General features: G+C 65.4%; 20 protein-coding genes and 1 tRNA gene. 7 read left to right on the forward strand and 14 right to left on the reverse strand.

Going from position 1 to position 25,700, the window contains the following annotated elements; all coding sequences use genetic code 11:
* Nucleotides 1-45 precede the first annotated feature (45 nt).
* Nucleotides 46-312, reverse strand: coding sequence for a hypothetical protein (locus DSD28_RS24670; protein ID WP_119259082.1), 267 nt, complete (start codon nt 310-312; stop codon nt 46-48).
* 159 nt (nt 313-471) lie between these two features.
* On the opposite strand from DSD28_RS24670, the gene DSD28_RS24675 reads away from it, so the two are divergent.
* Nucleotides 472-548: transfer RNA gene (locus DSD28_RS24675), tRNA-Arg, on the forward strand.
* Between the two features lie 19 nt (nt 549-567).
* On the opposite strand, the gene DSD28_RS24680 is transcribed toward DSD28_RS24675, so the two are convergent.
* Together DSD28_RS24680 and DSD28_RS26335 are read right to left on the reverse strand one after the other, a co-directional pair.
* On the reverse strand, nt 568-948 hold the full coding sequence (locus DSD28_RS24680) for a CAP-Gly domain protein (RefSeq protein WP_119259083.1): 381 nt from the start codon (nt 946-948) through the stop codon (nt 568-570).
* 25 nt (nt 949-973) lie between these two features.
* Nucleotides 974-1,690: an META domain-containing protein gene (locus tag DSD28_RS26335; protein ID WP_162911547.1), complete on the reverse strand. Its 717-nt coding sequence runs from the start codon at nt 1,688-1,690 to the stop codon at nt 974-976.
* Between the two features lie 191 nt (nt 1,691-1,881).
* Between DSD28_RS26335 and dxr the strand changes: the two genes are divergently transcribed.
* Nucleotides 1,882-3,057, forward strand: a complete 1,176-nt coding sequence (gene dxr / locus DSD28_RS24690; protein WP_119259085.1) for a 1-deoxy-D-xylulose-5-phosphate reductoisomerase — start codon at nt 1,882-1,884, stop codon at nt 3,055-3,057.
* An 18-nt stretch (nt 3,058-3,075) separates the two neighbouring features.
* Here the strand turns inward: dxr and hemA are convergent, their stop codons facing one another.
* The 4 genes from hemA to DSD28_RS24710 all read right to left on the reverse strand — a co-directional run bounded on the left by hemA (nt 3,076) and on the right by DSD28_RS24710 (nt 8,287).
* Nucleotides 3,076-4,290 carry a 5-aminolevulinate synthase gene (gene hemA, locus DSD28_RS24695; RefSeq protein WP_119259086.1) on the reverse strand — a complete coding sequence of 405 codons (1,215 nt, stop codon included), beginning with the start codon at nt 4,288-4,290 and terminating at the stop codon, nt 3,076-3,078.
* A gap of 239 nt (nt 4,291-4,529) precedes the next feature.
* Nucleotides 4,530-5,327, reverse strand: a complete 798-nt coding sequence (locus tag DSD28_RS24700) for an FAD binding domain-containing protein (protein WP_119259087.1) — start codon at nt 5,325-5,327, stop codon at nt 4,530-4,532.
* Nucleotides 5,328-5,339: 12 nt separating this feature from the next.
* Nucleotides 5,340-7,688, reverse strand: a complete 2,349-nt coding sequence (locus tag DSD28_RS24705) for a xanthine dehydrogenase family protein molybdopterin-binding subunit (protein WP_119259123.1) — start codon at nt 7,686-7,688, stop codon at nt 5,340-5,342.
* Nucleotides 7,689-7,795: 107 nt separating this feature from the next.
* Entirely contained in the window at nt 7,796-8,287 is a 492-nt protein-coding gene (locus DSD28_RS24710) for a (2Fe-2S)-binding protein (protein WP_119259088.1), read from the reverse strand.
* A 455-nt stretch (nt 8,288-8,742) separates the two neighbouring features.
* On the opposite strand from DSD28_RS24710, the gene DSD28_RS24715 reads away from it, so the two are divergent.
* The 5 genes from DSD28_RS24715 to DSD28_RS24735 all read left to right on the forward strand — a co-directional run bounded on the left by DSD28_RS24715 (nt 8,743) and on the right by DSD28_RS24735 (nt 18,192).
* Nucleotides 8,743-9,009 (forward strand): YMGG-like glycine zipper-containing protein, encoded by a 267-nt coding sequence (locus tag DSD28_RS24715; protein WP_119259089.1) that lies wholly within the window; start codon nt 8,743-8,745, stop codon nt 9,007-9,009.
* A 257-nt stretch (nt 9,010-9,266) separates the two neighbouring features.
* Nucleotides 9,267-11,189 (forward strand): autotransporter assembly complex protein TamA, encoded by a 1,923-nt coding sequence (locus DSD28_RS24720; protein ID WP_119259090.1) that lies wholly within the window; start codon nt 9,267-9,269, stop codon nt 11,187-11,189.
* Nucleotides 11,190-11,291: 102 nt separating this feature from the next.
* A complete protein-coding gene (locus DSD28_RS24725) occupies nt 11,292-15,464 on the forward strand; it encodes a translocation/assembly module TamB domain-containing protein (RefSeq protein WP_119259091.1) in 4,173 nt (1,390 codons plus the stop codon).
* Nucleotides 15,465-15,559: 95 nt separating this feature from the next.
* Nucleotides 15,560-16,036 carry a chemotaxis protein CheW gene (locus tag DSD28_RS24730; RefSeq protein ID WP_119259092.1) on the forward strand — a complete coding sequence of 159 codons (477 nt, stop codon included), beginning with the start codon at nt 15,560-15,562 and terminating at the stop codon, nt 16,034-16,036.
* Between the two features lie 392 nt (nt 16,037-16,428).
* Nucleotides 16,429-18,192 (forward strand): methyl-accepting chemotaxis protein, encoded by a 1,764-nt coding sequence (locus DSD28_RS24735; protein WP_119259093.1) that lies wholly within the window; start codon nt 16,429-16,431, stop codon nt 18,190-18,192.
* A 41-nt stretch (nt 18,193-18,233) separates the two neighbouring features.
* On the opposite strand, the gene DSD28_RS24740 is transcribed toward DSD28_RS24735, so the two are convergent.
* The 7 genes from DSD28_RS24740 to DSD28_RS24770 form a co-directional block, all read right to left on the reverse strand.
* Nucleotides 18,234-18,485, reverse strand: a complete 252-nt coding sequence (locus tag DSD28_RS24740; RefSeq protein ID WP_119259094.1) for a formate dehydrogenase subunit delta — start codon at nt 18,483-18,485, stop codon at nt 18,234-18,236.
* A 72-nt stretch (nt 18,486-18,557) separates the two neighbouring features.
* The gene (fdhD, locus tag DSD28_RS24745) at nt 18,558-19,391 is read right to left on the reverse strand and encodes a formate dehydrogenase accessory sulfurtransferase FdhD (RefSeq protein WP_162911548.1); all 834 of its coding nucleotides are present in this window, start codon (nt 19,389-19,391) and stop codon (nt 18,558-18,560) included.
* Nucleotides 19,392-19,399: 8 nt separating this feature from the next.
* A complete protein-coding gene (gene fdhF / locus DSD28_RS24750; protein ID WP_119259096.1) occupies nt 19,400-22,279 on the reverse strand; it encodes a formate dehydrogenase subunit alpha in 2,880 nt (959 codons plus the stop codon).
* A gap of 53 nt (nt 22,280-22,332) precedes the next feature.
* The gene (locus tag DSD28_RS24755; RefSeq protein ID WP_119259097.1) at nt 22,333-22,548 is read right to left on the reverse strand and encodes a DUF4287 domain-containing protein; all 216 of its coding nucleotides are present in this window, start codon (nt 22,546-22,548) and stop codon (nt 22,333-22,335) included.
* Nucleotides 22,545-24,101, reverse strand: coding sequence for a formate dehydrogenase beta subunit (locus DSD28_RS24760; RefSeq protein WP_119259098.1), 1,557 nt, complete (start codon nt 24,099-24,101; stop codon nt 22,545-22,547). Before DSD28_RS24760 ends, DSD28_RS24755 begins: the two co-directional genes overlap by 4 nt.
* Nucleotides 24,098-24,577 (reverse strand): formate dehydrogenase subunit gamma, encoded by a 480-nt coding sequence (locus DSD28_RS24765; protein ID WP_119259099.1) that lies wholly within the window; start codon nt 24,575-24,577, stop codon nt 24,098-24,100. Before DSD28_RS24765 ends, DSD28_RS24760 begins: the two co-directional genes overlap by 4 nt.
* A 182-nt stretch (nt 24,578-24,759) precedes the next feature.
* Nucleotides 24,760-25,653 carry a LysR family transcriptional regulator gene (locus DSD28_RS24770; protein ID WP_119259124.1) on the reverse strand — a complete coding sequence of 298 codons (894 nt, stop codon included), beginning with the start codon at nt 25,651-25,653 and terminating at the stop codon, nt 24,760-24,762.
* Nucleotides 25,654-25,700 lie beyond the last annotated feature (47 nt).

The raw sequence follows: 25,700 nt of genomic DNA on the forward strand, positions 1-25,700 counted from the left end.
TGCCGAAGCGGCAGCCGGGTACCTTGTGGGGATCGTTGCCGGCGCTCAGCCGCAGATCTTGACCTTCTTGACGACCAGGTTGCCCCACTTGTTGTAGTGCTTCACCTTCTTCCAGTAGCAGTCGTAGCCATAGTCGTCATAGACGGTGACATAGCCGCCATTGCCCCAGCCATGCCCGTGGCCGTGTCCCCAGCCGTGGCCATGGCCATGACCGAAGCCGAAACCGACGGAAAGGCCGCCGGCCTGCGAGGGGGCGGCGAAGGAAAGCGCTGCGAGGGTTGCTACGGCAGCGGACAGGATGAACTTGCGCATGGGACATTCTCCTCTGGGTTCAGGGGATGGAGCCATCTCCATCCGATGACCCGAATGTTTCACGATCCCGCCCGGCGGGCTGTTCCGCAGGGAACTCGGCACAAGGGCACCGAAAATCGCTTGGCTTAGGCCCGCGGCTTTTGTATGGGTGCAGTCAGTGGTCCCGTAGCTCAGCAGGATAGAGCACCAGATTCCTAATCTGGGGGTCCCGCGTTCGAATCGCGGCGGGATCACCATTTTTTCCGAAGAGGATTGTCAGACGTCTTCCGTCTCGCGCTCGGGCGTGACGACGCGGGGCTTCGCGCGCACGGCGGGGACGATGGAGGGCTTTGCGACGACCTTCGGCTGCGGGGCCTTCATGCCGAGCATGTTGCGGATGCGGTCCGAGACCAGCGGGCGGAAGCGGCTGGCGCGGAAGGGCATGTCGACGGCGCCGTAGCCTTCCGGGCCGTCGTCGTTGCCGCGATAGAGCTCCATCAGCTTGATGCCGTAGAAATCGCCGTCGACATAGTGGCGATAGTGGCCCGCCCAGCGGACCGTATAGATCTGGCCCTTGCGGATGCCCTGGTCGATCGAGACGTTCTTGAAGCGGTCGTTGATGCAGACCACCTTCTGGCCGACGCGGAATGTGGGCATGCGCTTCTCTCCCCCCGGGTGCTCCTCAGCCGGACTTGCGGCAGGTGACGCCCGGCGCGTTCTCGCCGCGGGTGAGGTCGTAGAGCGTCGCCTCGTCGCCCTTGGTCCACCATTCGTAATGGCCGCCGGCATATTTCGCGCCGGAGGCGGCCATGACATTGGCGGCGATGACCGTCTCTTCGCCGATGCGCACGACGGCCAGCGAATTGGCGCCGACATTGATGTATTCGACGCTGATGCGCTGATCGGCGTCGCACTGGTAGTTCAGCGTTTCGCGCACCACGCTCTGTTCCGGTCCCGGCAGGCGGATGACGATGTCGGTGTTGTTCTTGAGGCCGGCAAGACGGATCGCCGGGGCGCCTTCCTTGCCCGTCAGGTGCAGGATGCCGTTTTCGAGCTTCCAGGAGATGACGGTGCCGAGTGCGTCGAAGAACTTCTGCTCCTGGTCCATGATGGCCGGGGCGCACATCTTGCGCGTGGCGGCGGCGGGGGCGAAGGCGATGTTGCCGTTCTGCACCTTCAGCTTGCCGCGATAGGTGTTGCAGCCGCCATTGCCGCCATAGGAGCCGTCCGGCTTGATCTCGAGCGTCGTCTGCAGGTTGTCGATGACACCGTTGCCGCCGATATCCTCGGCCAGCCAGGTGCCGCCGAGACCGCCCGGGACCGGCTCGTCGGCATAGGCCGGAGCTGCCGCCAGAAAGGCAAGGCAGGCGAGGGTCCATACTCTCAGGCGTCGGTGCACGAATTTCTCCAATCGCGTCAGCGCGGAATGCCGCTTCGCCGGGACGTTATGGCCGTCCGGGTGAAAAGGTCAAGCCGCGGGTTCCAGAACAGGGGCCGTGCCTTCGCTTTACAGCATTTCCATGACTTGTTGCAGGCGTCTTTCGCCTGTAGAGCCTTTTGCTCGATAACAAGAAAAACGCGGAAATCACCATGGCTCCCGATGCGCGGCCGAAGCGCCGCATCACCATTCTCGGCTCGACAGGCTCCATCGGCACCAGCACGCTCGACGTGGTGCGCCAGCTCGGCGGGCGCGAGCGCTACGAGGTGCTGGCGCTGACCGGCAACGGCAATGTCGACCTTCTCGCCGCGCAGGCGAAGGACTGCGGCGCGCGGCTGGCGGTGACGGCGGACGAGAGCCGCTACGGCGCGCTCAAGGATGCGCTTTCGGGCAGTGGTATCGAGGCGGCGGCCGGGCGTGAGGCGCTGCTGGAGGCGGCTTCCGCGGATGCCGACTGGGTGATGGCGGCGATCGTCGGCACGGCCGGCCTTGCTCCGACGCTGGCGGCGGCCAGGAAAGGCGCGGATATCGCGCTTGCCAACAAGGAATGCCTCGTCTCGGCCGGTGACCTCTTCGTCAAGGCGGTGGCGGAAGGCGGCGGGCGGCTCATTCCCGTCGACAGCGAGCACAGCGCGATCTTCCAGGCGCTGGAGGATGACCAGCGCCACGCCGTCGAGCGCATCGTGCTGACGGCATCCGGCGGTCCCTTCCGCACCTGGAGCCGCGAGCAGATGGCGGGCGTGACGGCCGATATCGCGCGGGCGCATCCCAACTGGTCGATGGGCCTCAAGATCTCCATCGGCAGCGCTTCCATGTTCAACAAGGCCCTGGAGATGATCGAGGCGAAGCATCTCTTCGACGTCAGGCCGGACCAGATCGAGGTGGTGGTGCATCCGCAGTCGATCATCCATTCCATGGTCGGCTATGTCGACGGCTCGGTGCTGGCGCAGCTCGGCGCGCCGGACATGCGCACGGCCATCGGCTATGCGCTGACCTATCCCGAGCGCTCGCCGCTCAATGTCGACCGGCTGGATTTCGCCAAGCTCGCGCGGCTCGATTTCGAGGCGCCGGACGAGGCGCGCTTCCCGGCGCTCCGGCTTGCCCGCACGGCGCTTACGCGCGGCGGCCTGCAGGGTGCGGTGATGAATGCCGCCGAGGAGGTGGCGTTCCATGCCTTCGTCGCGGGGCGCATCGGCTTCCTGTCGATGGCCGACGTCGCGGAGACCGTCATGGACAGGCTCAGCCACCTGCCGCCGGCAGCATCGATGGACGATGTCTTTGCCGGAGACGAAGAAGCCCGGCGGGTGGCCGCCGGGCTTGTTGGGTAACCGCTTCGTCTCTTCGTATCAGGCGACGGCGCGGGCCAGCGCACAGCGCGACCACAGCGCATGCAGCGCGCCGACAAGATGCTCGATATCGGCATCGGTGTGCAGCGGCGTCGGCGTGATGCGCAGGCGCTCGGTCTTCTTCGGCACGGTCGGGTAGTTGATCGGCTGGACGTAGACGCCGAAATTGTCGAGCAGCAGGTCCGAGATCCACTTGCACTTGGAGGCGTCGCCCACCATCACCGGCACGATATGGCTCGGATTCGGCATGTGCGGAATGCCGTTGCGGTCGAGCGCCGCGCGCAGCTTGCGCACGCGCGCCTGGTGGGCGATGCGTTCCACCTGGCTTTCCTTGAGGTGGCGGATCGAGGCGAGGGCGCCGGCGGCGAGCGTCGGCGGCAGGGCGGTCGTGAAGATGAAGCCCGATGCGAAGGAGCGGACGAAGTCGCAGAGCGCGGCGGAACCGGCGATATAGCCGCCCATGACGCCGAAGGCCTTGCCGAGCGTGCCCTCGATGACCGTCAGGCGGTGCATCAGGCCCTCGCGCTCGGCGATGCCGCCGCCGCGCGGGCCGTACATGCCGACGGCGTGCACTTCATCGAGATAGGTCATCGCGCCGTACTTGTCGGCGAGGTCGCAGATTTCCTTGATGGGGGCGATGTCGCCGTCCATCGAATAGACCGATTCGAAGGCGATCAGCTTCGGCGCCTTCGGGTCGGCGGCAGCAAGCTTGGCTTCGAGGTCCTTGAGATCATTGTGCTTCCAGATGACGCGCTCGCATTTCGAGTGGCGGATGCCCTCGATCATCGAAGCGTGGTTCCCGGCATCGGAGAAACAGATGATGCCGGGGATCTTCGAACAGAGCGTGCCGAGCGCGGCCCAGTTCGAGACGTAGCCCGAAGTGAAGAGCAGGGCCGATTCCTTGCCGTGCAGGTCGGCAAGTTCCTCTTCGAGGAGCACATGATAATGGTTGGTGCCGGAGATGTTGCGGGTGCCGCCGGCACCGGCGCCACACTGGTCGATGGCGAGCTTCATCGCCTCGACGACCTTCGGGTGCTGGCCCATGCCGAGATAGTCGTTGGAACACCAGACCGTGACGTCCTTCGGGCCTTCCGCCGTGTGGCGCGTCGCCCTGGGGAAGCTGCCCTTGTGGCGCGCGAGGTCGGCAAAGACGCGATAGCGGCCTTCCTGATGCAGGCCGTCCAGCTCGTTCTTGAAGAAAGTCTCGAAGTCCATCCAGAGTCTCCAGTCCGGCGAAATCCCGGGCATCATCGTCATTGGCTGTCGTTCATCGGCTACACCCGGCCCGGCTTTGCCGCAATGCAAAGCGCTGCGGCAAATCGGCGCCACCTTTGAACCATTCCAATGTATCCTAGGCTCCCAAAGGCCATTCCATGTTGATGCATGTCAAGTCTGCATGAAAAAAGGACGGCCTCAACCGTCCTTTTCATCGAACAGTTTCAGCTTTTGCAACGCTATCCGGCGGCGGCGACGGCGCGCTTGGCCATGACCCTCACGAGGTTCGCGCGATATTCGGCATTGCCGTGGATATCCGACAGGAGGTCGGCCGCATCCACGGAAACGCCGGCCGCCGCATCCGCCGACCAGTCGGCGGCAAGCGCCGCCTCCAGCCCGGCATGGCGGAAGACGCCGTTGGAGCCGGCCCCCGTCACGGCCACCCGGACGCCGCCATCCCCCTTCGCCACGAAGACGCCGGCCATGGCATAGCGCGAGGCCGGGTTGGGGAATTTTGAATAGGCGGCCTTTGCCGGAGCATCGAAGCTCACCGCCACGATGATCTCGCCCTCTTCCAACGCCGTCTCGAAGAGGCCGGTGAAGAAGGCGTCGGCGGGAATCTCACGCCTGTCGGTGACGATGATCGCCCCCAGCGCCAGCATGGCGGAGGGGTAATCCGCCGCCGGGTCGTTATTGGCGATGGAGCCGCCGATGGTGCCCATATGGCGGACATGCGGGTCGCCGATATGGGAGGCGAGATGGCAGATCGCCGGACAGACGGCCTTCAGCTCGGCCGAGGTCGAGACCTCGTAATGCGTCGTGCCAGCGCCGATGCGCACCCGGTTGCCATTCACCGAGATGCCCTTGAGTTCCGTGACGTGGCGAAGGTCCACGAGGTCCGAAGGCGCGGCGAGCCGCTGCTTCATGGTCGGGATCAGCGTCATGCCGCCGGAGACGTATTTCGCTTCGTCGGAGGACGATTGCAGCTTGGCCGCGTCGGCGACGGAGGAGGCGCGATAGTAGTTGGTTGCGTACATGGCGTCCTCCCGTCAGTTGCTTGCCGCCAGCGCCGCCCAGACCTTCTGGGGCGTTGCGGGCATGGTGAGGTCGTTGTTGTCGATGGCGTCGGTGATGGCGTTCATCAGCGCCGGCGGGGAGCCGATGGCGCCCGCCTCGCCGCAGCCCTTGATGCCGAGCGGATTGTTCGGGCAGGGCGTGACCTGGTGCGAGACCTGGAAGGAGGGCAGGTCGTCGGCGCGCGGCATGGTGTAGTCCATGTAGCTCGCCGTCAGGAGCTGGCCGGTTTCCGGGTCGTAGTGCACGCCCTCAAGCAGCGCCTGTCCGATGCCCTGCGCGATGCCGCCGTGCACCTGGCCCTCGACGATCATCGGGTTGATGATGTTGCCGAAGTCGTCGGCAGCGACGAACTGGACGATCTTCGTCTTGCCCGTCTCCGGGTCGATCTCGACCTCGCAGATGTAGCAGCCGGCCGGGAAGGTGAAGTTGGCCGGATCGTAGAAGGCGCCTTCCTTCAGGCCCGGCTCCATGCCGGAGGGCAGGTTGTGCGCGGTGTAGGCTGCGAGCGCCATCTGGAACCAGGGTACCGACTTGTCGGTGCCGGCGACCTTCAATGCGCCGTTCTCGACGACGATGTCGCTCTCGTCGGCTTCCATCAGGTGTGCGGCGATCTTCTTGGCCTTCGCCTCCACCTTGTCGAGCGCCTTGACGACGGCGGACATGCCGACCGCGCCGGAGCGGGAACCATAGGTGCCCATGCCCATCTGCACCTTGTCCGTGTCGCCATGCACGATGGAGACGCTGTCGATCGGCACGCCGAAGCGGTCGGCGACGAGCTGGGCGAAGGTCGTCTCATGGCCCTGGCCGTGGCTGTGCGAGCCGGTCAACACCTCGATCGTGCCGACGGCATTGACGCGCACCTCCGCCGATTCCCAGAGGCCGACGCCCGCGCCGAGCGAGCCGACCGCGGCGGACGGCGCGATGCCGCAGGCCTCGATATAGCAGCTCATGCCGATGCCGCGCTTCATGCCGCGGCTGGCGGCCTCGGCCTTGCGGGCCGGGAAGCCGTTCCAGTCGGCCGCGGCCATGGCGGCCTCCAGTGAGGCCTCGTAGTCGCCGGCGTCATAGTTCATGATGACGGGCGTCTGGTGCGGGAAGGAGCGGATGAAGTTGATGCGGCGAAGCTCGGCCGGCGAAACGCCGAGTTCGCGCGCCGCCGTCTCCATCGTGCGTTCCAGCAGGTAGGTCGCTTCCGGCCGCCCGGCGCCGCGATAGGCGTCGACGGCGACGGTGTTGGTGTAGACCGCCCGCACATTGGCGTGGATGGCCGGGAAATTGTACTGGCCGGAGAGCAACGTCGCATAGAGATAGGTCGGCACGGCGGAGGAGAAGAGCGACATATAGGCGCCGAAATTGGCGATGGTGTCGACCTTCAGCGCCGTGACGCGGTTGTTCGCGTCGAAGGCCATCTTGACCGTCGAGACATGGTCGCGGCCATGGGCGTCGGTGAGGAAGGCTTCGGTACGGTCGCTCGTCCATTTCACCGGAACGCCGGACCGCTTGGAGGCCCAGAGACAGACGATTTCTTCCGGATAGATATAGATCTTCGAGCCGAAGCCGCCGCCGACATCGGGCGCGATGACGCGCAGCTTGTTTTCCGGCGCGACATTGTAGAAGGCGCTCATGACGAGGCGCGCGACATGGGGGTTCTGGCTCGTCGTGTAGCAGGTGTAGTGATCCTCGGCCGAATCGTAGATGCCGAGCGCGGCGCGCGGCTCCATCGGGTTCGGCGCGAGGCGGTTGTTGACGATCCTCATCTCCGTGACATGGGCGGCCGCGGCGATGGCCGCGTCCGTCGCGGCGCTGTCGCCGATCTCCCAGTCGTAGATGAGGTTGCCGGGGGCTTCCGGGTGGAGCTGCGGCTGGCCGGCCTCCAGCGCCTTCACGGCATCGGTGACGGCGGGCAGGACCTCGTAGTCGACGACGACGGCTTCGGCCGCGTCGCGCGCCTCGCTGACGCTGTCGGCGACGACCACGGCGACGGCATCGCCGACATAGCGCACCGTGTCATGGGCAAGGGGCCGCCAGGCGCCCATCTTCATCGGCGAGCCGTCCTTGGAATGGATCATCCAGCCGCAGATCAGGTTGCCGATGCCGTCGTCGAGCATCTGCCTGCCGTTGAGCACGGCGATGACGCCGGGCATGTCCTCCGCCGCCGACGTGTCGATGCCCTTGATTCTCGCATGCGCATGCGGCGAGCGCACGAATGCGGCGTAGCGCATGCCCGGCACGGACATGTCGTCCGTGTAGCGCCCCTGGCCCATGAGGAACCGCTTGTCTTCCTTTCGCGCGACGCGCGCGCCGATGCCTTCGACACCCATCTTCATCTCCTCCAGAGAAGTGAGGCAGCAGGCGCCGGCCAACAGGCGTTCGGGATTTCACCGTCGCGCAACTGGCCGCCAATCGGCTGCTGCCTGTTGCCTGACGCCTATTCCGCAGCCTGCCGGCCTGCCGCGCTCATTTCCTCCGCGGCGGCGAGGATGGCTTTCACGATATTGTGGTAACCGGTGCATCGACAGATATTGCCTTCAAGGTTCTCGCGAACCGTCTGCTCGTCGAGCTTTCCGCCATGGCGGTTGATCATGTCGACCGCCGTCATCACCATACCGGGCGTGCAGAAGCCGCATTGCAGGCCGTGATTGGCCTTGAAGGCGGCCTGCACGGGATGCAGTTCGCCATTGGCCGCAAGGCCCTCAATGGTGAGGATTTCGGAGCCGGCGGCCTGGGCCGCGAGGATGGAACAGCTCTTCACGGCCTTGCCGTCCATATGCACGACGCAGGCGCCGCACTGGGACGTATCGCAGCCGACATGGGTTCCGGTAAGACTGAGCTGGTCGCGCAGGAAATGCACAAGGAGGGTGCGGTCCTCGCACTCCTTGCTCACCTTCCTGCCATTGACGGTCATTGCCACTTTCGCCATTCGTTCCTCCCTGGCGGTTCATGCACCGCTGGGCCGTTCGATCCGACGTGACATGCAGCGGGCGTCCTCACGACGCGGGCCCGGGATCTAATGACGCCAGCATTGTCTTCGCATGCATCTGTTCCGGCACTGCGGGCGCGACGGGAAATCCTCCATCCCCTGTGCGCCCCGGCAATCATATCATTTGACGTTTTGACCCGGCGATCAACCGGTACTTTCAACGGCGGGTGAAATTTCTCGTGAGCGCCGCATGCCGAGGGCGTTAAAACGAAACGGAAACGCTGTTTATTCGCGCCGTAAAAAAATACTTTCCAACCATGGACTTCCCTGTTTCCGGCGATATTTTCAGTGTCGGACAGACCTGACCGTCGTCGACGGCCCCGGTATGTTGCTGAGTAGAAGGGGGCAGGGTGGACCCGGAAAACCGGGCCGCCGTTCAACTTTGGAGAAGGTTCATGAAGAAAATCATTGCGCTCGTTCTGGTCGGCATGGCCGTTGCCAGCTGCACGCAGACGGAAAAGGGTGCAGGTATCGGCGCCGTCTCCGGCGCGATCATCGGCGGTGCCGTCACCGGTAACGTCCGTGGTGCGGCTGTCGGTGCCGCCATCGGTGGCGTTTCCGGCGCCGTGATCGGCAGCGTTTCCGATCAGCCCGGTCAGTGCTACTACCGCGACCGCCACGGTCGTCGCTATATCGACCGTTGCCCGCGCGACTATTATTGATCGCCAACGACTGCAACCTATGCGAAGCCCCGGAGGTTCTCCGGGGCTTTTGCTTGCCTGCCGCCGGCATAAAATCGCCTGCTGCGCTTCAAATCTGGCGCGCCTGCGTGTAAAACCGCCGTTAACATTACGGAAAACCTAACACGTTAGGGTCTTTTCCTGCCTGAGAGCTCCGGATGGATCGGAGCGCCTGAAGTCCGTGTCGGAAGCCGTTCGCGCACCGCACCTTGAAGGAGAAAGGCGACGGATAGCTGCGGATGCGGGATAAAGTGAACCGGCCGGAAAAGAGTTTTGCGTTTCTGAAGGCTGGCACCGCCCTCGCGGTCGCCGCAGCGCTCGCCTGTGGTCCGCTGGCCGCAAATCCGGCCCTTGCCTTCGAACTCTTCGGCATGAAATTCTTCGAAAAGGAGAAGGACACCGCCGAGGTCATCGATCCGGTCAATTATTCGCTGACGCTCGATCCGGGCACAGAGGACGGCGACCTCAAGAAGGCCGTCGAGAATGCCGCTTATCTGAAGCAGGACGAGGGGACGCCGGTCTCCGGCGACCTGGGCCTCGTCATCAAGGCGCGCGACGACCGCGACCGCATCCTTGCCGCGCTCTACGAGAACGGCCGCTATGGCGGCGTGGTGAACGTGACGGTCAACGGGCAGGACCTCGATTCCCTGCCGCCCAATCCGGAATTCAACCACCGGGGCGCGATCCCGGTGACGATCAGCGTCGAGCCCGGCCCGGTCTTCACCTTCGGCGAGGTGGCCTTTTCGGGCGATGCCGAGGGACGCAATCCGGCCGATTACGGGCTGGTGCCGGGTGCGCGGGCCGATTCCACCATCATCCTCAAGGCTGGCGAGAAGGTCGTCGTCGATCTCAAGGCGGAAGGCCGGCCGCTGGCCAAGCTGACCGAGCGCAACGCCACCGCCGACCACAAGACGCAGACCGTCGACGTGGTGATCGCCGCCGAGGGCGGGCCGGTCGCACCCGTCGGCGCGGTCGGCGTCAACGGCACCAAGACTGTCGATCCCGGTTTCGTGCAGCGCTATTCGCGTATCAATGCCGGCCAGCCCTATTCGCCGGAAGCGCTGACCAAGGCGTCGGAGCGGCTGCGCGCGCTCGGCGTCTTTTCTAGCGTGACGATCCGCGAGGCCTCCAAGCTCGCGCCCGACGGTTCACTGCCGATGACCATCGAGGTCTCCGAAGGCAAGCACCGCTATTTCGGCGTCGGCGCGCAATATTCGAACACGGACGGCATCGGCCTGCAGGGATATTGGGGGCATCGCAACCTTTTCGGCCAGGCCGAATCGCTGCGCATCGAAGGGTCGGTCAACCGGATCGGCGAATCGGATATCGGCGATCTCGACTATTCGACCGCCATCCTTTTCTCCAAGCCCGGCGCCTTCGGCCCGGCCTCGACGTTCAATGCCAGCCTCAAGGCCTCGATCGTCGATCCCGACGCCTACAAGGCCTTCACCACCACGGCGGCCGCGGGCGTCAGCGTCGAGCTTTCCGACAAGGATACGGTGAGCGCAGGCGCCGAGCTGAGCTGGGCCGATGTCGAGGACGCGTTCGGCAAGAACAAGTACCTGACGGCGAGCATCCCGATCGAATATGTGCGCGACACCCGCGACGACAAGCTGAACCCGACGGAAGGCTACCGCTTCCTGATCAACGCGAAGCCGAGCTACGAAACGCAACGCGGCACGTTCTTCTCCAGCTTCGAAGGCGCGATCACCGGTTACAAGGCACTCGGCGCGGAGGATCGCTTCGTGCTCGCGGGCAAGCTTGCAGGCGGCACGATCATCGGCGGCGACCAGCTCTCCGACATTCCGGCGACGCGCCGCTTCTATCTCGGCGGCGGCGGCACGGTGCGCGGCTACGGCTATCAGGAGATCTCGCCGCGCAACGGGGCGAACCAGCTCCTCGGCGGGCGTTCCTACATGGCGGCGTCGGCGGAAGTCCGCATCGGGATCACCGAGACGATCGGCCTTGTGCCCTTCATCGACGCGGGCACGGTCTCGACCGACGAGATCCCGGATTTCAAGGATATCCGGGCCGGCGCCGGCCTCGGCCTGCGCTATGCGACGCCGTTCGGGCCGCTCCGCCTCGATGTCGCGGTGCCGCTGAAGAAATATCCCGGCGGAACCTCCTTCGGGGTCTATGCCGGCATCGGCCAGTCCTTCTGACTGTCGCCCCAATTTTCATCTAGGCTCTTGATCGCATGCGCGATTGGGATTCTAGACGTTGAGGAGCGATTCCGCGCTCCCCGCACGCGAAATGGATGAAGCATGAACAGGCTTTCCCGAATTCTCCGCGCAACGCTCCGCTGTGTCGGCTACGGCCTTGCCGTCCTCGTCGTGCTGGCCGTCGCGCTGCTGGGCTTCGTCGGGTTTTCGGACACCGGCGCGCGCCTGGCGGTTTCCTATGCGGAGAAGATCGCGGCTGCGAACGGGCAGGTCATCTCGATCAGCGAGCCCTCGGGCCTTCTGACGGGCAAGCTGCGCGCCGGCGCGATCACGCTCGGCGACGAGAAAGGGACCTATGCGGAAATCCGGGACCTTGCCGTCGACTGGTCGCCGCTGCGGCTCCTGTTCTTCAGCTTCGATGCGTCGCGGGTGTCCGCTTCCTCGATCTCGCTGCTCCGCCTGCCAGAGGCCAAGGCCGATGCGGAACCGACGGAAAGCAAGCCGTTCAGCCTGCCGGTCGAGGTGCATGTGGGTTCGCTCGCCATTCCCGAACTCTTCGTCTCGGGAACCGTTGCCGGCCGTGACCAGCGCATCGTCGTGTCGGGACGGGGCGATGCGACGGCGGACAGCGTGGCGATCAAGCTTTCGGCCTCCGAAAAGGCGCGGCCCGATGCGCGCGTCGCGGCCGATATCGTCTTCAATCCGGCCGCCAACGAATTGCGGCTCGAGGCCGACGTCGCCGAGCCGAAGGGCGGAATCCTGGCGAGGCTGCTCAAGCTGCCGGACGAGCCGGCCGTGGCGATCCGCCTGACGGGGGACGGCCCGCTCTCGCAATGGAAGGGACGGCTTTCCGCTGCGCTCGACGGCACGGAAATGCTGCGGGTCGACGGCCGCCATGACCTGGCGCAGGGCGGCCTGCACACCATCGCGCTCAATGGCGGCGGCACGTTCGACGCGCTGATGCCGCCGCAGCTCCGCCCGCTCTTTGCCGGCGAGACCGGCATCGACGTGGTCGCCGCCTTCGACGGTTCGGATATGCTGCGCATCGAGAAGGGCGCGATCTCGACCGGTGCGATGACACTTGCCGCCTCTGGCACGCTGAGCGCCAAGGGCAGCAACGACCTCGACGTCAAGCTTTCCGGCAAGGACGGCCCCATCGATTTCCGCTGGCCGCTCGCCGATGGCGACGCCCAGGTGGTCATCCACGACGCTGACCTTTCGCTGACCGGCGAGGCGAGTGCGGCAAGGCTCGAGGCCAATGCGACCATCGCCGCCGCCGAGCTGCCGGCCGGGCGCATCCAGGATATCCGCCTTGCCGCCCGGAGCGATGCCTTCGATGTGGCCAACCAGTCCGGCCGCATCGACGTGACGCTCGAAACCGGCACCATGGTCTTCGCCAATCCCGATGTCGACCGAATGGTGAAGGGCCCGGCGAAACTCACCGCGACGCTGAATGTCTCGCCCGGCGAGATCGCTTTCGATCCGGCGACGCTTGAAAGCGCCAGCATCGGCGGCACGCTTTCCGGCCGCTACGGGCTGGAAAGCCGCGAGGCGGACGTCAATTTCCGTCTCTTCGCCCTGCCGGCCGTGCTGCCGCCGGCCCTTGCCGGCAAGTTCGACACGACGATCGCTATGGAGGGCCGGGTTCAGCTCGCCGGCGACGGCGGGCTCCAGGTTTCCGGCCTGACGGTGAAGTCCGGCACGCTGGAGACGGCGGGCGATGTCTCGCTCGCAAAGGGCAATGTGGAGGCCGCGCTCACCGGCAAGGTGCTGAACCTCGGCAAGCTGCTGGCGGATGCGGCGGGCGAGGCGGCGTTCGAGCTTTCCGCGAATGGACCGCTTTCCGGGCCCGACGTTTCCGCGAAGATCACCTCCAGCGGGGCGACGCTTTCCGGCCGAACGCTCAGCGACCTCGTGGTGACGCTGAAGGGCAAGGCGGTCGCCGACAGCCCCTCCGGCGAGCTGACGGCGACTGGCGCGCTCGACGGGCAGGCGATCAATGTGCGCTCCAGCATCACGTCGGAGGGCGGGCGCATCTCCGTGCCGGTTCTGGAGGCCGAGATCGGCCCGAACACGCTGAAGAGCTCGCTGGCGCTGGCGCCGAACTTCATGCCCGACGGCACGATCCGCTTCGATTTCCCCGATCTCGGCCTGCTTGCCGCCATGGCCGGCCAGCAGGCGGCGGGCGATCTGTCCGGGCAGGTCGAGATCGCGACGGGCAACGGCAAGACTTCTGCCACCGTGCAGGCGTCCGGCGCCTCGATCCGCCGCGATGCCGTGAGCATTACAAAGCCCGCCGTCGACCTTTCCATCACCGACCTTGCGACGGCGGCGATCACCGGCACGGTGCGCGCCGAGCAGGTCGCCTCGGGCGAGAACAAGCTGGAGGCGCTGAAGCTTGCCTTCACCCGTGAGGGACAGGCGACGAATTTCGACCTGACCGGCCGTCTCGACGGCGCGCCGCTCCTCACCAAAGGCAAGGTGCTGCAGCGGGAGGGCGGGCTCGACGTCGCCCTGCAGGCCTTCGAGGCCGCGCCGCGCCGCATTGCCGTCAAGCTCGCCAAGCCGACGACGATCGGCGTGACCAACGGCGTTGCGACGCTCGACGGGCTCACCATCCAGGCGGGCAGCGGTTCCGTTGCCGTTTCCGGCAAGGCGGGCGAGACGCTCGACCTGTCGCTGCGGCTCAATGCCCTGCCGGCCGCGCTCGTCAACAATTTCGCCGCCGGGCTCGATGCGGACGGCGCGATCGGCGGCACGGTGACGGTGAAGGGCAAGGCGGCGGCCCCCGTCGTCAACTATGCGCTCGACTGGAAGGGCGCGGTGACGAGCCAGACGCGCGGTGCAGGGATCGGCGCGCTCGACATCAATGCCAAGGGCGAATTCGCCAACAACCAGGTGCGCCTCGACACGGTGCTTTCCGGCGGCGGCGGGCTTTCCTTCCGCGGCGGCGGCACGGTCGGCATCGGCGGAGCGACGCCGCTCGGGCTGAAATTCAACGGCACGGTGCCGTTCAGCGCCCTGCAGGGCCAGCTTTCGGCGCAGGGCTTCGTGCTGACGGGCAATGCCAATGTCGACCTTGCCATCGGCGGCACGGCGGCGGCGCCCTCCGTCACCGGCAGTATCACGGCGAGCGGCGCGCGCCTCGTCGACGTGCGCCGCAACCTTGCCGTCGAGAACCTCACGATCCGCGTCAACATGAACGGGCGCCAGGCGGTGATCGAGACCGTTTCCGGCAAGCTGGCGAGCGGCGGGCAGCTTTCGGCGAGCGGCACGGTCGGGATCGATCCTGCGAGCGGCTTTCCCGTCGACGTGGCGATCAAGCTCGGCGACATCGTCTATGTCGACGGCACGCTGGTGACCGGGAACGTTGCCGGCGACCTGACGCTGAAGGGGCCGCTCGCGGACCTGGCGCTCGCCGGCAAGGTGCGCATCAACAAGGCGAACATCACCATTCCGCAGAAGCTGCCGGCATCGCTCTCGGAAATCGACATCAAGCACCGCAACGCGCCGGCGGACGTCAAGCGCATGACCGCGGACGTCCAGCGCCAGCAGGGCTCCAGCGGCGCCTCACGCGGCATCGCGCTCGACCTCACCATCGAATCGCCGGGCCAGCTCTTCGTGCGCGGTCGCGGCATCAATGCCGAGATGGGCGGCAATCTCAAGATCACCGGCACGTCCGCGTCGCCGGTCGTCTCGGGCGGCTTCGAGCTGGAGCGCGGGCGCATGGAAATCCTGACGCGCCGCCTCGATTTCACCAGCGCCCGTATCGGCTTTGCGGGTGGACTGGTGCCGACGGTTGATCTCGTCGCCTCCAGCACGGCCGGCACCACGGAAATCACCGTGACCGTGGCGGGTCTTGCCAGCAATCCGACGGTGACCTTCGCCTCCTCGCCCTCGCTGCCGCAGGATGAAATCCTGGCGCAGCTCATCTTCAACCGCTCCATGTCGAACCTCTCGGCGGTACAGATCGCGCAGCTTGCCTCGGCGGCCAGCCAGCTTGCCGGCGGCAGCTCCACCGGCCTGCTCGACAGCCTGCGCAGCAAACTCGGCGTCGACGACCTCGACATCACGACGGATGCCGAGGGCCGGGCGGCGGTGTCGGCCGGCAAGTATCTCAACGAGCGCACCTATATCGAGCTGAAGCAGGATCCCGAGACGAACGGGGCGAAGGCCGTGATCAACCTCGATGTCGGGCGCGGGCTGAAGCTGCGCGGCGAGGCCGGCAGCGCCGGCAGCGCGGGCGCAGGTATCTTCTACGAGAAGGAATATTGATGTCGCGGGCAGCAATCCGCAAAGCGTTTGAAAGATTTTAACCAGAGCGTGCATAGGATCGCCGGGATACGCAGACCAACTGGGAAGACCGCTCGATGACCTCCATCAACACGGCCGGCTTTGCCGGCGACACGCTCGAAATCATCGCATTCCGCCTGCACGATCAGGAATTCTGCGTGAAGACGACCACGATCCGCGAAATCCGCGGCTGGGCGCCGTCCACGCCGATCCCGCATTCTCCGCCGGACGTCATCGGCGTGATGAACCTGCGCGGCACTGTGATCCCGATCATCGATCTGGCGCACAAGCTCGGCATGAAGAGCACGGAAGCCAACGAACGCAGCGCCATCGTGGTCGCCGAAGTCCACAACATGGTCGTCGGCCTCGTGGTCGACCGCGTGTCGGACATCCTGACGATCCGCAGCGAGCAGGTCCAGCCGGTGCCGGAAGTGACGACGTCCTTCGACAAGGCCTATGCGGAAGGCATCATCGCCCATGAGAACGGCATGATCTGCTTCCTGAACCTTGCGCGCATGTTCAAGGAGCGCGACATGGAAGACATGGCCGCCTAAGCGAAGCGATACCGTTCAAACATGCAACCGTCCTGTGCACGCAGGGCGGTTTTTTGTTGCCTTCAATCGAGTGCAACTTTTGCGTTTGTATTGAGATGGATCGACCGCGCATATCCTTCCCTTACGTGAGTTTATCGCTATCCGGTGATCTGCAAATCGGCTCATATGCAACCATACCTAGATTTCACCGTCTGCGTTTCATCAATTTTTAAGCCTATAATTCCATCTTTGATTGCAGGTGCGCATTTTGGCGCGGGCAGGGCCCTTCCCGCGATGATTGAATTCATAAATTCTAATCATGGTTCGCCGTGGCGGCCATGTCATATGACAACAATTGACGACCGCCACGTCGCCATCCGAGAGCCCGTGGCCGTCGCACAAAGGGACAGGCCATGCTTTCATTTGCAAAGTCTTCGGATGCGGCCCGCATCATCGACGCGCTGTCGCGTTCGCAGGCCGTGATCCATTTTGACCTCGACGGCACCATTCTGGAGGCCAACGAAAACTTCTGCCGAGCGCTCGGCTACGAGCTGAAGGAAATCGTCGGCAAGCATCACCGCATCTTCTGCGACGCCGCCTATACGGCAAGCGAGGACTACCGGCAGTTCTGGGCGCGGCTCGGCCGCGGGGAATACGATTCCAACAGCTACAAGCGCCTGCGCAAGGATGGCGGCGAGATCTGGATCCAGGCGACGTACAATCCGGTCCTGCGCGGCGGCAAGCCCTACAAGGTGGTGAAGTTCGCCAGCGACATCACCGAGGCGAAGAAGCAGGCGTCGGAGGATGCCAGCAAGCTCGATGCGATCTCGCGCTCCCAGGCGGTGATCGAGTTCACGCCGACCGGCGAGATCCTGCATGCCAACGAGAATTTCTGCGCGGCGCTCGGCTATGACCTTTCCGAAATCCGCGGCAAGCATCACCGCATGTTCTGCGATCCTGCCTATGTGCAGACGCCGGCCTATGCGGAATTCTGGAAAAAACTCGCGGACGGCCGGTTCATTTCCAACGAATTCGTCCGCTACGGCAAGGGCGGCAAGGAAATCTGGATCCAGGCCGCTTATAACCCGATCCGGGACCTCAACGGCCGCGTCTACAAGGTCGTGAAATTCGCGACCGACGTGACGGAGCGCATGTCGGCGATCAACACGCTCGGCGCGGCGCTGAAGGCGCTGGCCGAGGGCGACCTCACGCAGAACCTTGCTACATCCTTCGTGCCTTCGATGGAAACGGTCCGCAAGGACTTCAACGAGGCCGTCACCGGTCTGCACGAAGCGATGCGGACGGTCGAGGCCAATGCCAATGCGATCGCCTCCGGCGCGCAGGAGATCCGCTCTGCGGCGGATGATCTTGCCAAGCGCACCGAGCAGCAGGCGGCTTCCGTCGAGGAGACGGCCGCCGCCCTCGACGAGATCACCACGACGGTCGCCGATTCGAGCCGGCGGGCGGACGAGGCCGGCACGCTCGTCTCCAAAACGAAGGTGGGGGCGGAAAAGTCCGGCGCGGTGGTGAAGAAGGCGATCGACGCGATGGGGCAGATCGAGCAGTCGTCGCGCGAGATCTCCAACATCATCGGCGTCATCGACGATATCGCCTTCCAGACCAATCTGCTCGCCCTCAATGCCGGGGTCGAGGCGGCGCGGGCGGGCGAGGCCGGCAAGGGCTTCGCCGTCGTGGCGCAGGAGGTGCGCGAACTCGCGCAACGTTCGGCAAGCGCGGCCAAGGACATCAAGGCGCTGATCACCACCTCCGGCGAGCAGGTGAAGAGCGGCGTCGCCCTCGTCGACGAGACCGGGCGGGCCTTGCAGGAGATTCTTGCCCAGGTGCAGGAGGTCCACACCAACGTCGCGGCCATCGTGGAAGCCTCGCGCGAGCAGTCGACCGGCCTTCGCGAGATCAACCAGTCGGTCAACGCGATGGACCAGGCGACGCAGCAGAATGCGGCGATGGTGGAGGAAAGCACGGCGGCGAGCCACGCGATGGCCCGCGAGGCCGATGCGCTGCATGCTCTCATCCGGCGGTTCCGCCTTGCCGGCAGCGCGCAGCCCGTCCAGCAGGCGGCGGCGCCCGCCCATGTCGCGCAGCTTCATGTCGCGGCGCGCAGCATGCGGTCGCCGCGTGGTTCGGCGGCGGTGGCGGAGAGTTGGGAAGAGTTCTGAGCGACTATAGAACGGCCGGCAGCGATGCCGGCCGTTGACGATCAGGCAAGGCCGGTCGGCGCATCCATCTGGGGCACGGGCCGATGAATCAGCGGCACGGCTTCGAGGACGAGGCCGTCGAGACCCTCGCCGCCGTGATTGTCGACGAGGTCGAAAAGCTGGCGGCGCATGCGCGGTTCCCAGAACTTGTTGATGTGGGTGGCGACGCCGCCCGGCCGTTCATCCGCAGGCTGGGAATGGAAGAAGGTGGCGATCTGGTTTGCCATCCTGATGATCTTGTTGTCGTCCGACATGCCTGCCTCCAAGAACAATTCCAGCAAAAGCGCGAAGCGGCCTTGCGTCCGGAATTGCGTTAAAACAATGCTCTAACCGTTGCCCACCCAGCGCGTGGCGTCGGCGACGACGCGCTCCGCACCGGTGAAAATCTCGAATTCGTCGCCGCGCACCAGCGCGATCAGCGTCATGCCCGCCTCTTGCGCCGTGCGGATGGCGAGCGCAGTCGGCGCGGAAATGGCGATGATGAAGGGGCTGCCGATGACCGCCGTCTTCTGCACCATCTCCACCGAGACACGGCTCGTCACGACCACCGCGCCCGCATCTCCCGCATGGCCCGCGCGCCTCGCGGCCCCGACGAGCTTGTCGAGCGCATTGTGCCGGCCGACATCCTCGCGCACGGCGACAAGGCCCTTGCCGGGCACATAGAAGCCGGCGCCGTGCACGGCGCGCGTCATCATGTGCAGCGGCTGCTGGCCGTTCAGCAGGCGGACCGCCTCGACCACGTCCTCTTCGCTCAAGGTAAGCGAAGAAGAACTAACGGAGGGCGTCACGCGCACGGCCTGCTCGATGGATTCGATGCCGCAGAGGCCACAGCCGACCGGGCCGGCCATGTGGCGGCGGCGGGCAGTCAGGGCGTCGTTTTGCGCATCCGCAAGGCGGATCTGAAGGTCGATGCCCCTGTCTTCCGCCACCGCCTCGACGGTTTCGATCTCGGCCGGATCGGCGATGATGCCTTCCGTCAGACTGAAGCCGACGGCGAAATCCTCAAGGTCGGCGGGCGTCGCCATCATCACGGCATGGGTTGAGCCGGCATAGGAGAAGGCGACGGGCGTCTCCTCCGGAACGACGCGCTCGCCAGCCGTCAGCCGCCCGCTGCGGCGGGCGGTTTCGGAAACCTTGCTCGTGGTGGCGAAACCGGGCACGGGCGCTCCTATTCTGCCGCCTCCAGCTTGCCGGCGATGCGGCGCGAGCGCTTCGACAGCTCATCATATTCGACCTGCCAGTCGGACGGGCCGTTGGAAGGCGAGATCTGCACGGCCGTCACCTTGTATTCCGGGCAGTTGGTCGCCCAGTCGGAGAAGTCCGTGGTGATAACGTTGGCCTGCGTGCCGGGATGGTGGAAGGTCGTATAGACGACGCCCGTCGCGACGCGGTCGGTGATGAGGGCGCGCAGCGTCGTCTCGCCGGCGCGGCTCGTCAGGCGCACCCAGTCGCCGTCGCGGATGCCGCGGTTGTCGGCGTCGTGCGGATGGATCTCCAGCCGGTCCTCCTCGTGCCAGACGACGTTGTCGGTGCGCCGGGTCTGGGCGCCGACATTGTACTGGCTGAGGATGCGGCCGGTGGTGAGCAGCAGCGGGAAGCGCGGGCCGGTCTTCTCGTCGGTCGCGACATATTCCGTTCGTATGAACTTACCCTTGCCGCGCACGAAGCCGTCCGTGTGCATGATCGGCGAGCCGAGCGGATGCTGCTCGTTGCAGGGCCACTGCACCGAGCCGATCTTGTCGAGATAGTCGTAGGAGACGAGGGCGAAACTCGGCGTCGTCGCGGCGATCTCGTCCATGATCTCGGAGGGGTGCGTGTAGTTCCAGTCGAGGCCCATCGCCTTGGCGAGGTTCTGCGTGACCTCCCAGTCGGCATAGCCGTTCTTCGGGGTCATGACGCGGCGCACGCGGTTGATGCGGCGCTCGGCATTGGTGAAGGTGCCGTCCTTTTCGAGGAAGGTCGAGCCGGGCAGGAAGACATGGGCGTAGTTCGCCGTCTCGTTGAGGAAGAGATCCTGCACGACGACGCATTCCATGGCGGCAAGGCCGGCGGAGACGTGCCGCGTGTCCGGGTCGGACTGGAGGATGTCCTCGCCCTGGATGTAGAGGCCCATGAAGGTGCCCTCGACGGCGGCGTCGAGCATGTTGTTGATGCGAAGGCCCGGCTCGTTGTTGAGCTTCACGCCCCACATCTTCTCGAAGACGTCGCGGGTGGCGTCGTCCGAGATGTGGCGGTAGCCCGGCAGCTCGTGCGGGAAGGAGCCCATGTCGCAGGAGCCCTGCACGTTGTTCTGGCCGCGCAGCGGGTTCACGCCGACGCCCTCGCGGCCGATATTGCCGGTCGCCATGGCGAGGTTGGCGATGGCCATGACGGTGGTCGAGCCCTGGCTGTGCTCGGTGACGCCAAGGCCGTAATAGATCGAGCCGTTGCCACCGGTAGCGAAGAGGCGCGCGGCGCCGCGCAGCGTCTCGGCCGGAACGCCCGTCAGGGCCTCGGTCTCTTCCGGGCTGTGGCGCGGCTCGGCGACGAAGGCGGCCCAGTCCTCGAACTCCGACCAGTCGCAGCGCTCGCGGATGAATCTCTCGTCGAAGAGGCCTTCCGTCACGATGACATGGGCGAGCGCGGTGACGACGGCGACGTTCGTGCCGGGCCTCAGCGGCAGGTGATAGGACGCCTTGACATGCGGCGAGGAGACGAGGTCGATGCGGCGCGGGTCGACGACGATGAGCTTCGCTCCCTGGCGCAGGCGCTTCTTGAGGCGCGAGCCGAAGACGGGATGGGCGTCGGTCGGGTTGGCGCCGATGATTATCACCACATCCGTGTGCTCGACGCTGTCGAAATCCTGCGTGCCGGCGGAGGTGCCGAAGGCCTGGCCGAGGCCGTAGCCGGTCGGCGAATGGCAGACGCGGGCGCAGGTATCGACATTGTTGTTGCCGAAGCCGGCGCGGATCAGCTTCTGGACGAGATAGGTCTCCTCGTTGGTGCAGCGCGAGGAGGTAATGCCGCCGATGGAGTCACGGCCGTATTGATACTGGATGCGGCGGAATTCGGCGGCCACATGGGCATAGGCCTCTTCCCAGGTCACTTCCCGCCACGGATCGGAGATCTTCTCGCGGATCATCGGGTTGAGGATGCGCTCGCGGTGGGTCGAGTAGCCATAGGCGAAGCGGCCCTTGACACAGGAATGGCCGCGGTTGGCCTGCCCGTCCTTCCAGGGCACCATGCGCACCAGCTCCTCGCCGCGCATCTCCGCCTTGAAGGAGCAGCCGACGCCGCAATAGGCGCAGGTGGTGACGACGGAATGTTCCGGCTGGCCGATCTCGATCACCGACTTTTCCGTCAGCGTCGCGGTCGGGCAGGCCTGCACGCAGGCGCCGCAGGAGACGCATTCGGAATCGAGGAAATGTTCGTGCATGCCGGGGGAGACACGGCTGTCGAAACCGCGCCCCTCGATGGTCAGCGCGAAGGTGCCCTGAACTTCCTCGCAGGCGCGCACGCAGCGCGAGCAGACGATGCACTTGGAGGGGTCGTAGGTGAAATAGGGGTTCGATTCGTCTTTCGGCATCCAGCGGGCATTCGCCTCGCCGTTGTTGCGCGCCATGACGTGGTTGTCGCCCTCATAGCCGTAGCGCACGTCGCGCAGGCCGACGGCGCCGGCCATGTCCTGCAATTCGCAGTCACCATTGGCCGCGCAGGTCAGGCAGTCGAGCGGGTGATCGGAGATGTAGAGCTCCATCACGCCCTTGCGGATCTGCTTGAGGCGGCTCGTCTGGGTATGGACGACGAGGCCGGGCGCGACGGGCGTGGTGCAGGAGGCGGGCGTGCCGTTGCGGCCCTCGATCTCCACGAGACAGAGGCGGCAGGAGCCGAAGGCGTCGACCATGTCGGTGGCGCAGAGTTTCGGCACCTGGATGCCTGCCTCCATGGAGGCGCGCATGATGGAGGTGCCCTCGGGAACGGAGATCTCGTTTCCGTCGATGGTGAGCGTCACCATCTTCTCCGAACGGGAGGCGGGGGTGCCGAAGTCGATTTCAGGAACGAGGGGCATGGGAACCTCCGGGCAATTCTGCACCGCTCATGGCGGCGACTTGGGTTCAATTCTTAAGGTTTCGTCTCGGCGAGCGTCGCCGCGACGAGCGCGTTGGCATGGCCATGGCCGAGACCGTGCGTTTCCTTGAGGAACGCGACGATCTGCATATGCGCCTTGCCATCCTGCGCGCGGATGATGTCTTTCCAGTGCTCTATCGGCTGGCCGTACGTCTTCTCGATGGAGGGGAAGTAGGAGGCCGGGCCCTTGACCTTTTCCGTCTCGCTCATTCCGCAGCCTCCACTATCGGCGCCGGCGAAAAATCTTCCGGGAAATGGGTCATGGCGCTCATGACCGGGTAGGGCGTGAAGCCGCCCAGCGCGCAGAGCGAGCCGAACTTCATCGTGTTGCAGAGATCGGCCAGCAACTCGCGGTTCTTTTCCGGCTCGATGCCGCGCGCGATGTTGTCGGCGGTCTCGACGCCGCGCGTCGAGCCGATGCGGCAGGGCGTGCACTTGCCGCAGCTTTCGACGGCGCAGAACTCCATGGCGAAGCGGGCCTGTTTCAGCATGTCGACCGTGTCGTCGAAGACGGTGATGCCGGCATGGCCGATGAGGCCGTCCTTCGCCGCGAAGGCCTCGTAGTCGAAGGGCGTGTCGAAGAGCGCGCGCGGGAAGTAGGCGCCGAGCGGGCCGCCGACCTGCACGGCGCGGACCGGGCGGCCGGAGGCGGTGCCGCCGCCAATTTCGTCGACGATCTCACCGAGCGTCAGGCCGAAAGCGGTCTCGTAGAGGCCGCCATGCTTGACGTTGCCGGCGATCTGGATCGGGATCGTGCCGCGCGAGCGGCCCATGCCGAAGTCGCGGTAATAGTCCGCGCCCTTGTCCATGATGATCGGCACGGAGGCAAGCGAGATGACGTTGTTGACGACCGTGGGGCGGCCGAGGAAGCCTTGCAGAGCCGGGAGCGGGGGCTTGGCGCGCACGACGCCGCGCTTGCCTTCCAGGCTGTTGAGGAGGGCCGTTTCCTCGCCGCAGACATAGGCGCCCGCGCCGGTGCGGATTTCCATGTCGAAGGCCTTGCCGGAGCCGAGCACGGAAGGGCCGAGCACGCCGGCGGCGCGCGCGACTTCGACCGCCTCGCTCATGACGGCGATGGCGTGCGGATATTCCGAGCGGGTATAGACGTAGCCCTTCGTCGCGCCCGTCGCGAGGCCGGCGATCGCCATGCCCTCGATCAGCACGAAGGGGTCGCCTTCCATGATCATGCGGTCGGCGAAGGTGCCGCTGTCGCCCTCGTCGGCATTGCAGACGATGTATTTCTGCGGACCGGGCGCGTCGAGCACGGTCTTCCACTTGATGCCGGTGGGGAAGCCCGCACCGCCGCGGCCGCGAAGGCCGCTGTCGGTGACCTGTTTGACGACATCCGCCGGGGTCATGGCGATGGCCGTCTCGAGCCCCTTCAGGCCGCCATGGGCCCTGTAATCGTCCAGCGATACGGGATCGATGACGCCGCAGCGGGCGAAGGTGAGGCGGGTCTGGTTCTTGAGGAAGGGGATGTCTTCCGTCCTGCCGCGACAGAGCGGATGGCTTGCGCCTTGCAGGAGGCCGGTATCGATGAGGCCGGCAATGTCGGAAGGTTTCACCGGGCCATAGGCGATGCGGCCCCCGGCGGTCTCGACCTCGACCAGCGGCTCCAGCCAGTGCATGCCGCGCGAGCCGTTGCGCACGATGGTCACGTCGAGCCCGCGGGCCGCGATCTCGGCGGAGAAGGCTTTGGCGACGCGGTCGGCGCCGAGCGCAAGGGCGGCGGCGTCGCGGGGGATGTAGATGCGTGCGGTCATCGGCGTGCCTCCGCGACGAGTTCCTGCGCAAGCGTTGCGTCGACCCTGCCATGCACCTCGCCGTCGAGCATGGCGGCGGGTGCGCAGGAACAGAGGCCGAGACAGTAAACGGGTTCGAGCGTCACCGCGCCGTCGAGGGTGGTCTGGTGGAAATCGATGCCGAGCAGCGCCTTGACGCGCTCGGCGACAGCGTCTCCGCCCATCGACTGGCAGGCTTCGGCGCGACAGAGCTTGAGGACATGCCGCCCGGTCGGGTGGTCGCGATAGTCGTGATAAAAGGTGACGACGCCGTGCACCTCGGCGCGCGACAGGTTCAGCTCGCGCGCGATGACCGGCAGGCTCTCCTGCGGCACGTAACCGAACTCGGCCTGGATCTCGTGCAGGATGGGCAGAAGCGGCCCTTCGAGCCCCTTTAGTTCGCTGACGATGGCCAGCGTTCTTTCTCCAACGTCACTGCCGGCGACGTGCACATTCATGATCAGGCCTCCCAACCGACACGAACGAACCGCTGGAAATCGCGGGTTCGATGCGCCGATGCCGTTGAAACTGTTCGGCGAAAACCGGAACCCTGTCGATCTCCGCAGACTATTCTAACAGCTTCTCAGCCATGACACGACGGGTCAATAAAGCTGTCCCGTTGATCAATAGGAAATTTCTATCAATCCATGCCCGTTTCGGCCAGAATCCGTGCCTCATGCAAGAGGGCGGAGACGAGTGGCGTGAATGGCTCACGATGTGTCGCGACGAGGCCGACCGTATGGTAGGGATTGGGCTCGGCGAGGGAAACTATACTTATTTCCTCATGAAACCCGAAGGATTTCGCGACATTTCGCGGCATGATGCTGCACCAGCGCCCGGTCCGCACGTGGGAAAGAAGCACGATCATCGAATTCGATTCGAGGGACGGCTCGGCGGAAATGCCCGCCTCGGCGAAATGGCGGTTGATGATCCGGCGGTTCTGCATGTCCGCGGTCAATAGGCAAAGCCTAACGCTGCCGGCCTCCTGCCAGGTCACGCTTTCGCGATCCGAAAACGGGCCGCCTTTGGCGGTGATGAGGCAATAGTGCTCGTGCAGCAGCGGCACGCTCGTGACGCGCCCGAGCGGTTCGTTCTCCAGATAGGTGATGCCTGCGTCGATCTCGAGGTTTTCGAGAAGGCCGAGAATCTTGATCGAGGTGGTGGAGACGATGGAGAAGGTGACGTCGGGGTGCTTTTCCTGGAAGGGCGCGGTGATGCGCGGCACGATGGCGAGCGTCGTCGGGATGGCGGCGAGCCGTATATGGCCGGACAGGCCCTTGCGCGCGGCGCGCATCTCCTCGCGCATGGTGCGGGTATCGCCGACGATGCGGCGGGCCCATTCCAGCACGCGCTGGCCTTCCGGCGTCAGCCCCTGGAAGCGCGAGCCGCGCACCACCAGCATCACGCCGAGCTGTTCCTCCAGCTGGCGGATCGCCGCCGAGAGCGTCGGCTGCGAAATGCCGAGCTCCTCCGCCGCGCGGGCAAAGTGCCTCTCGCGGGCGAGGGCAATGAAATATTCGAGCTTGTCTATCATCCGGAACGGCGCCTCCATGCTCTTGATACAAAAGAACAGTGGCGGCA

Source organism: Shinella zoogloeoides, from assembly GCF_003574625.1.
GTDB classification, from domain to species: Bacteria; Pseudomonadota; Alphaproteobacteria; order Rhizobiales; family Rhizobiaceae; genus Shinella; species Shinella zoogloeoides_A.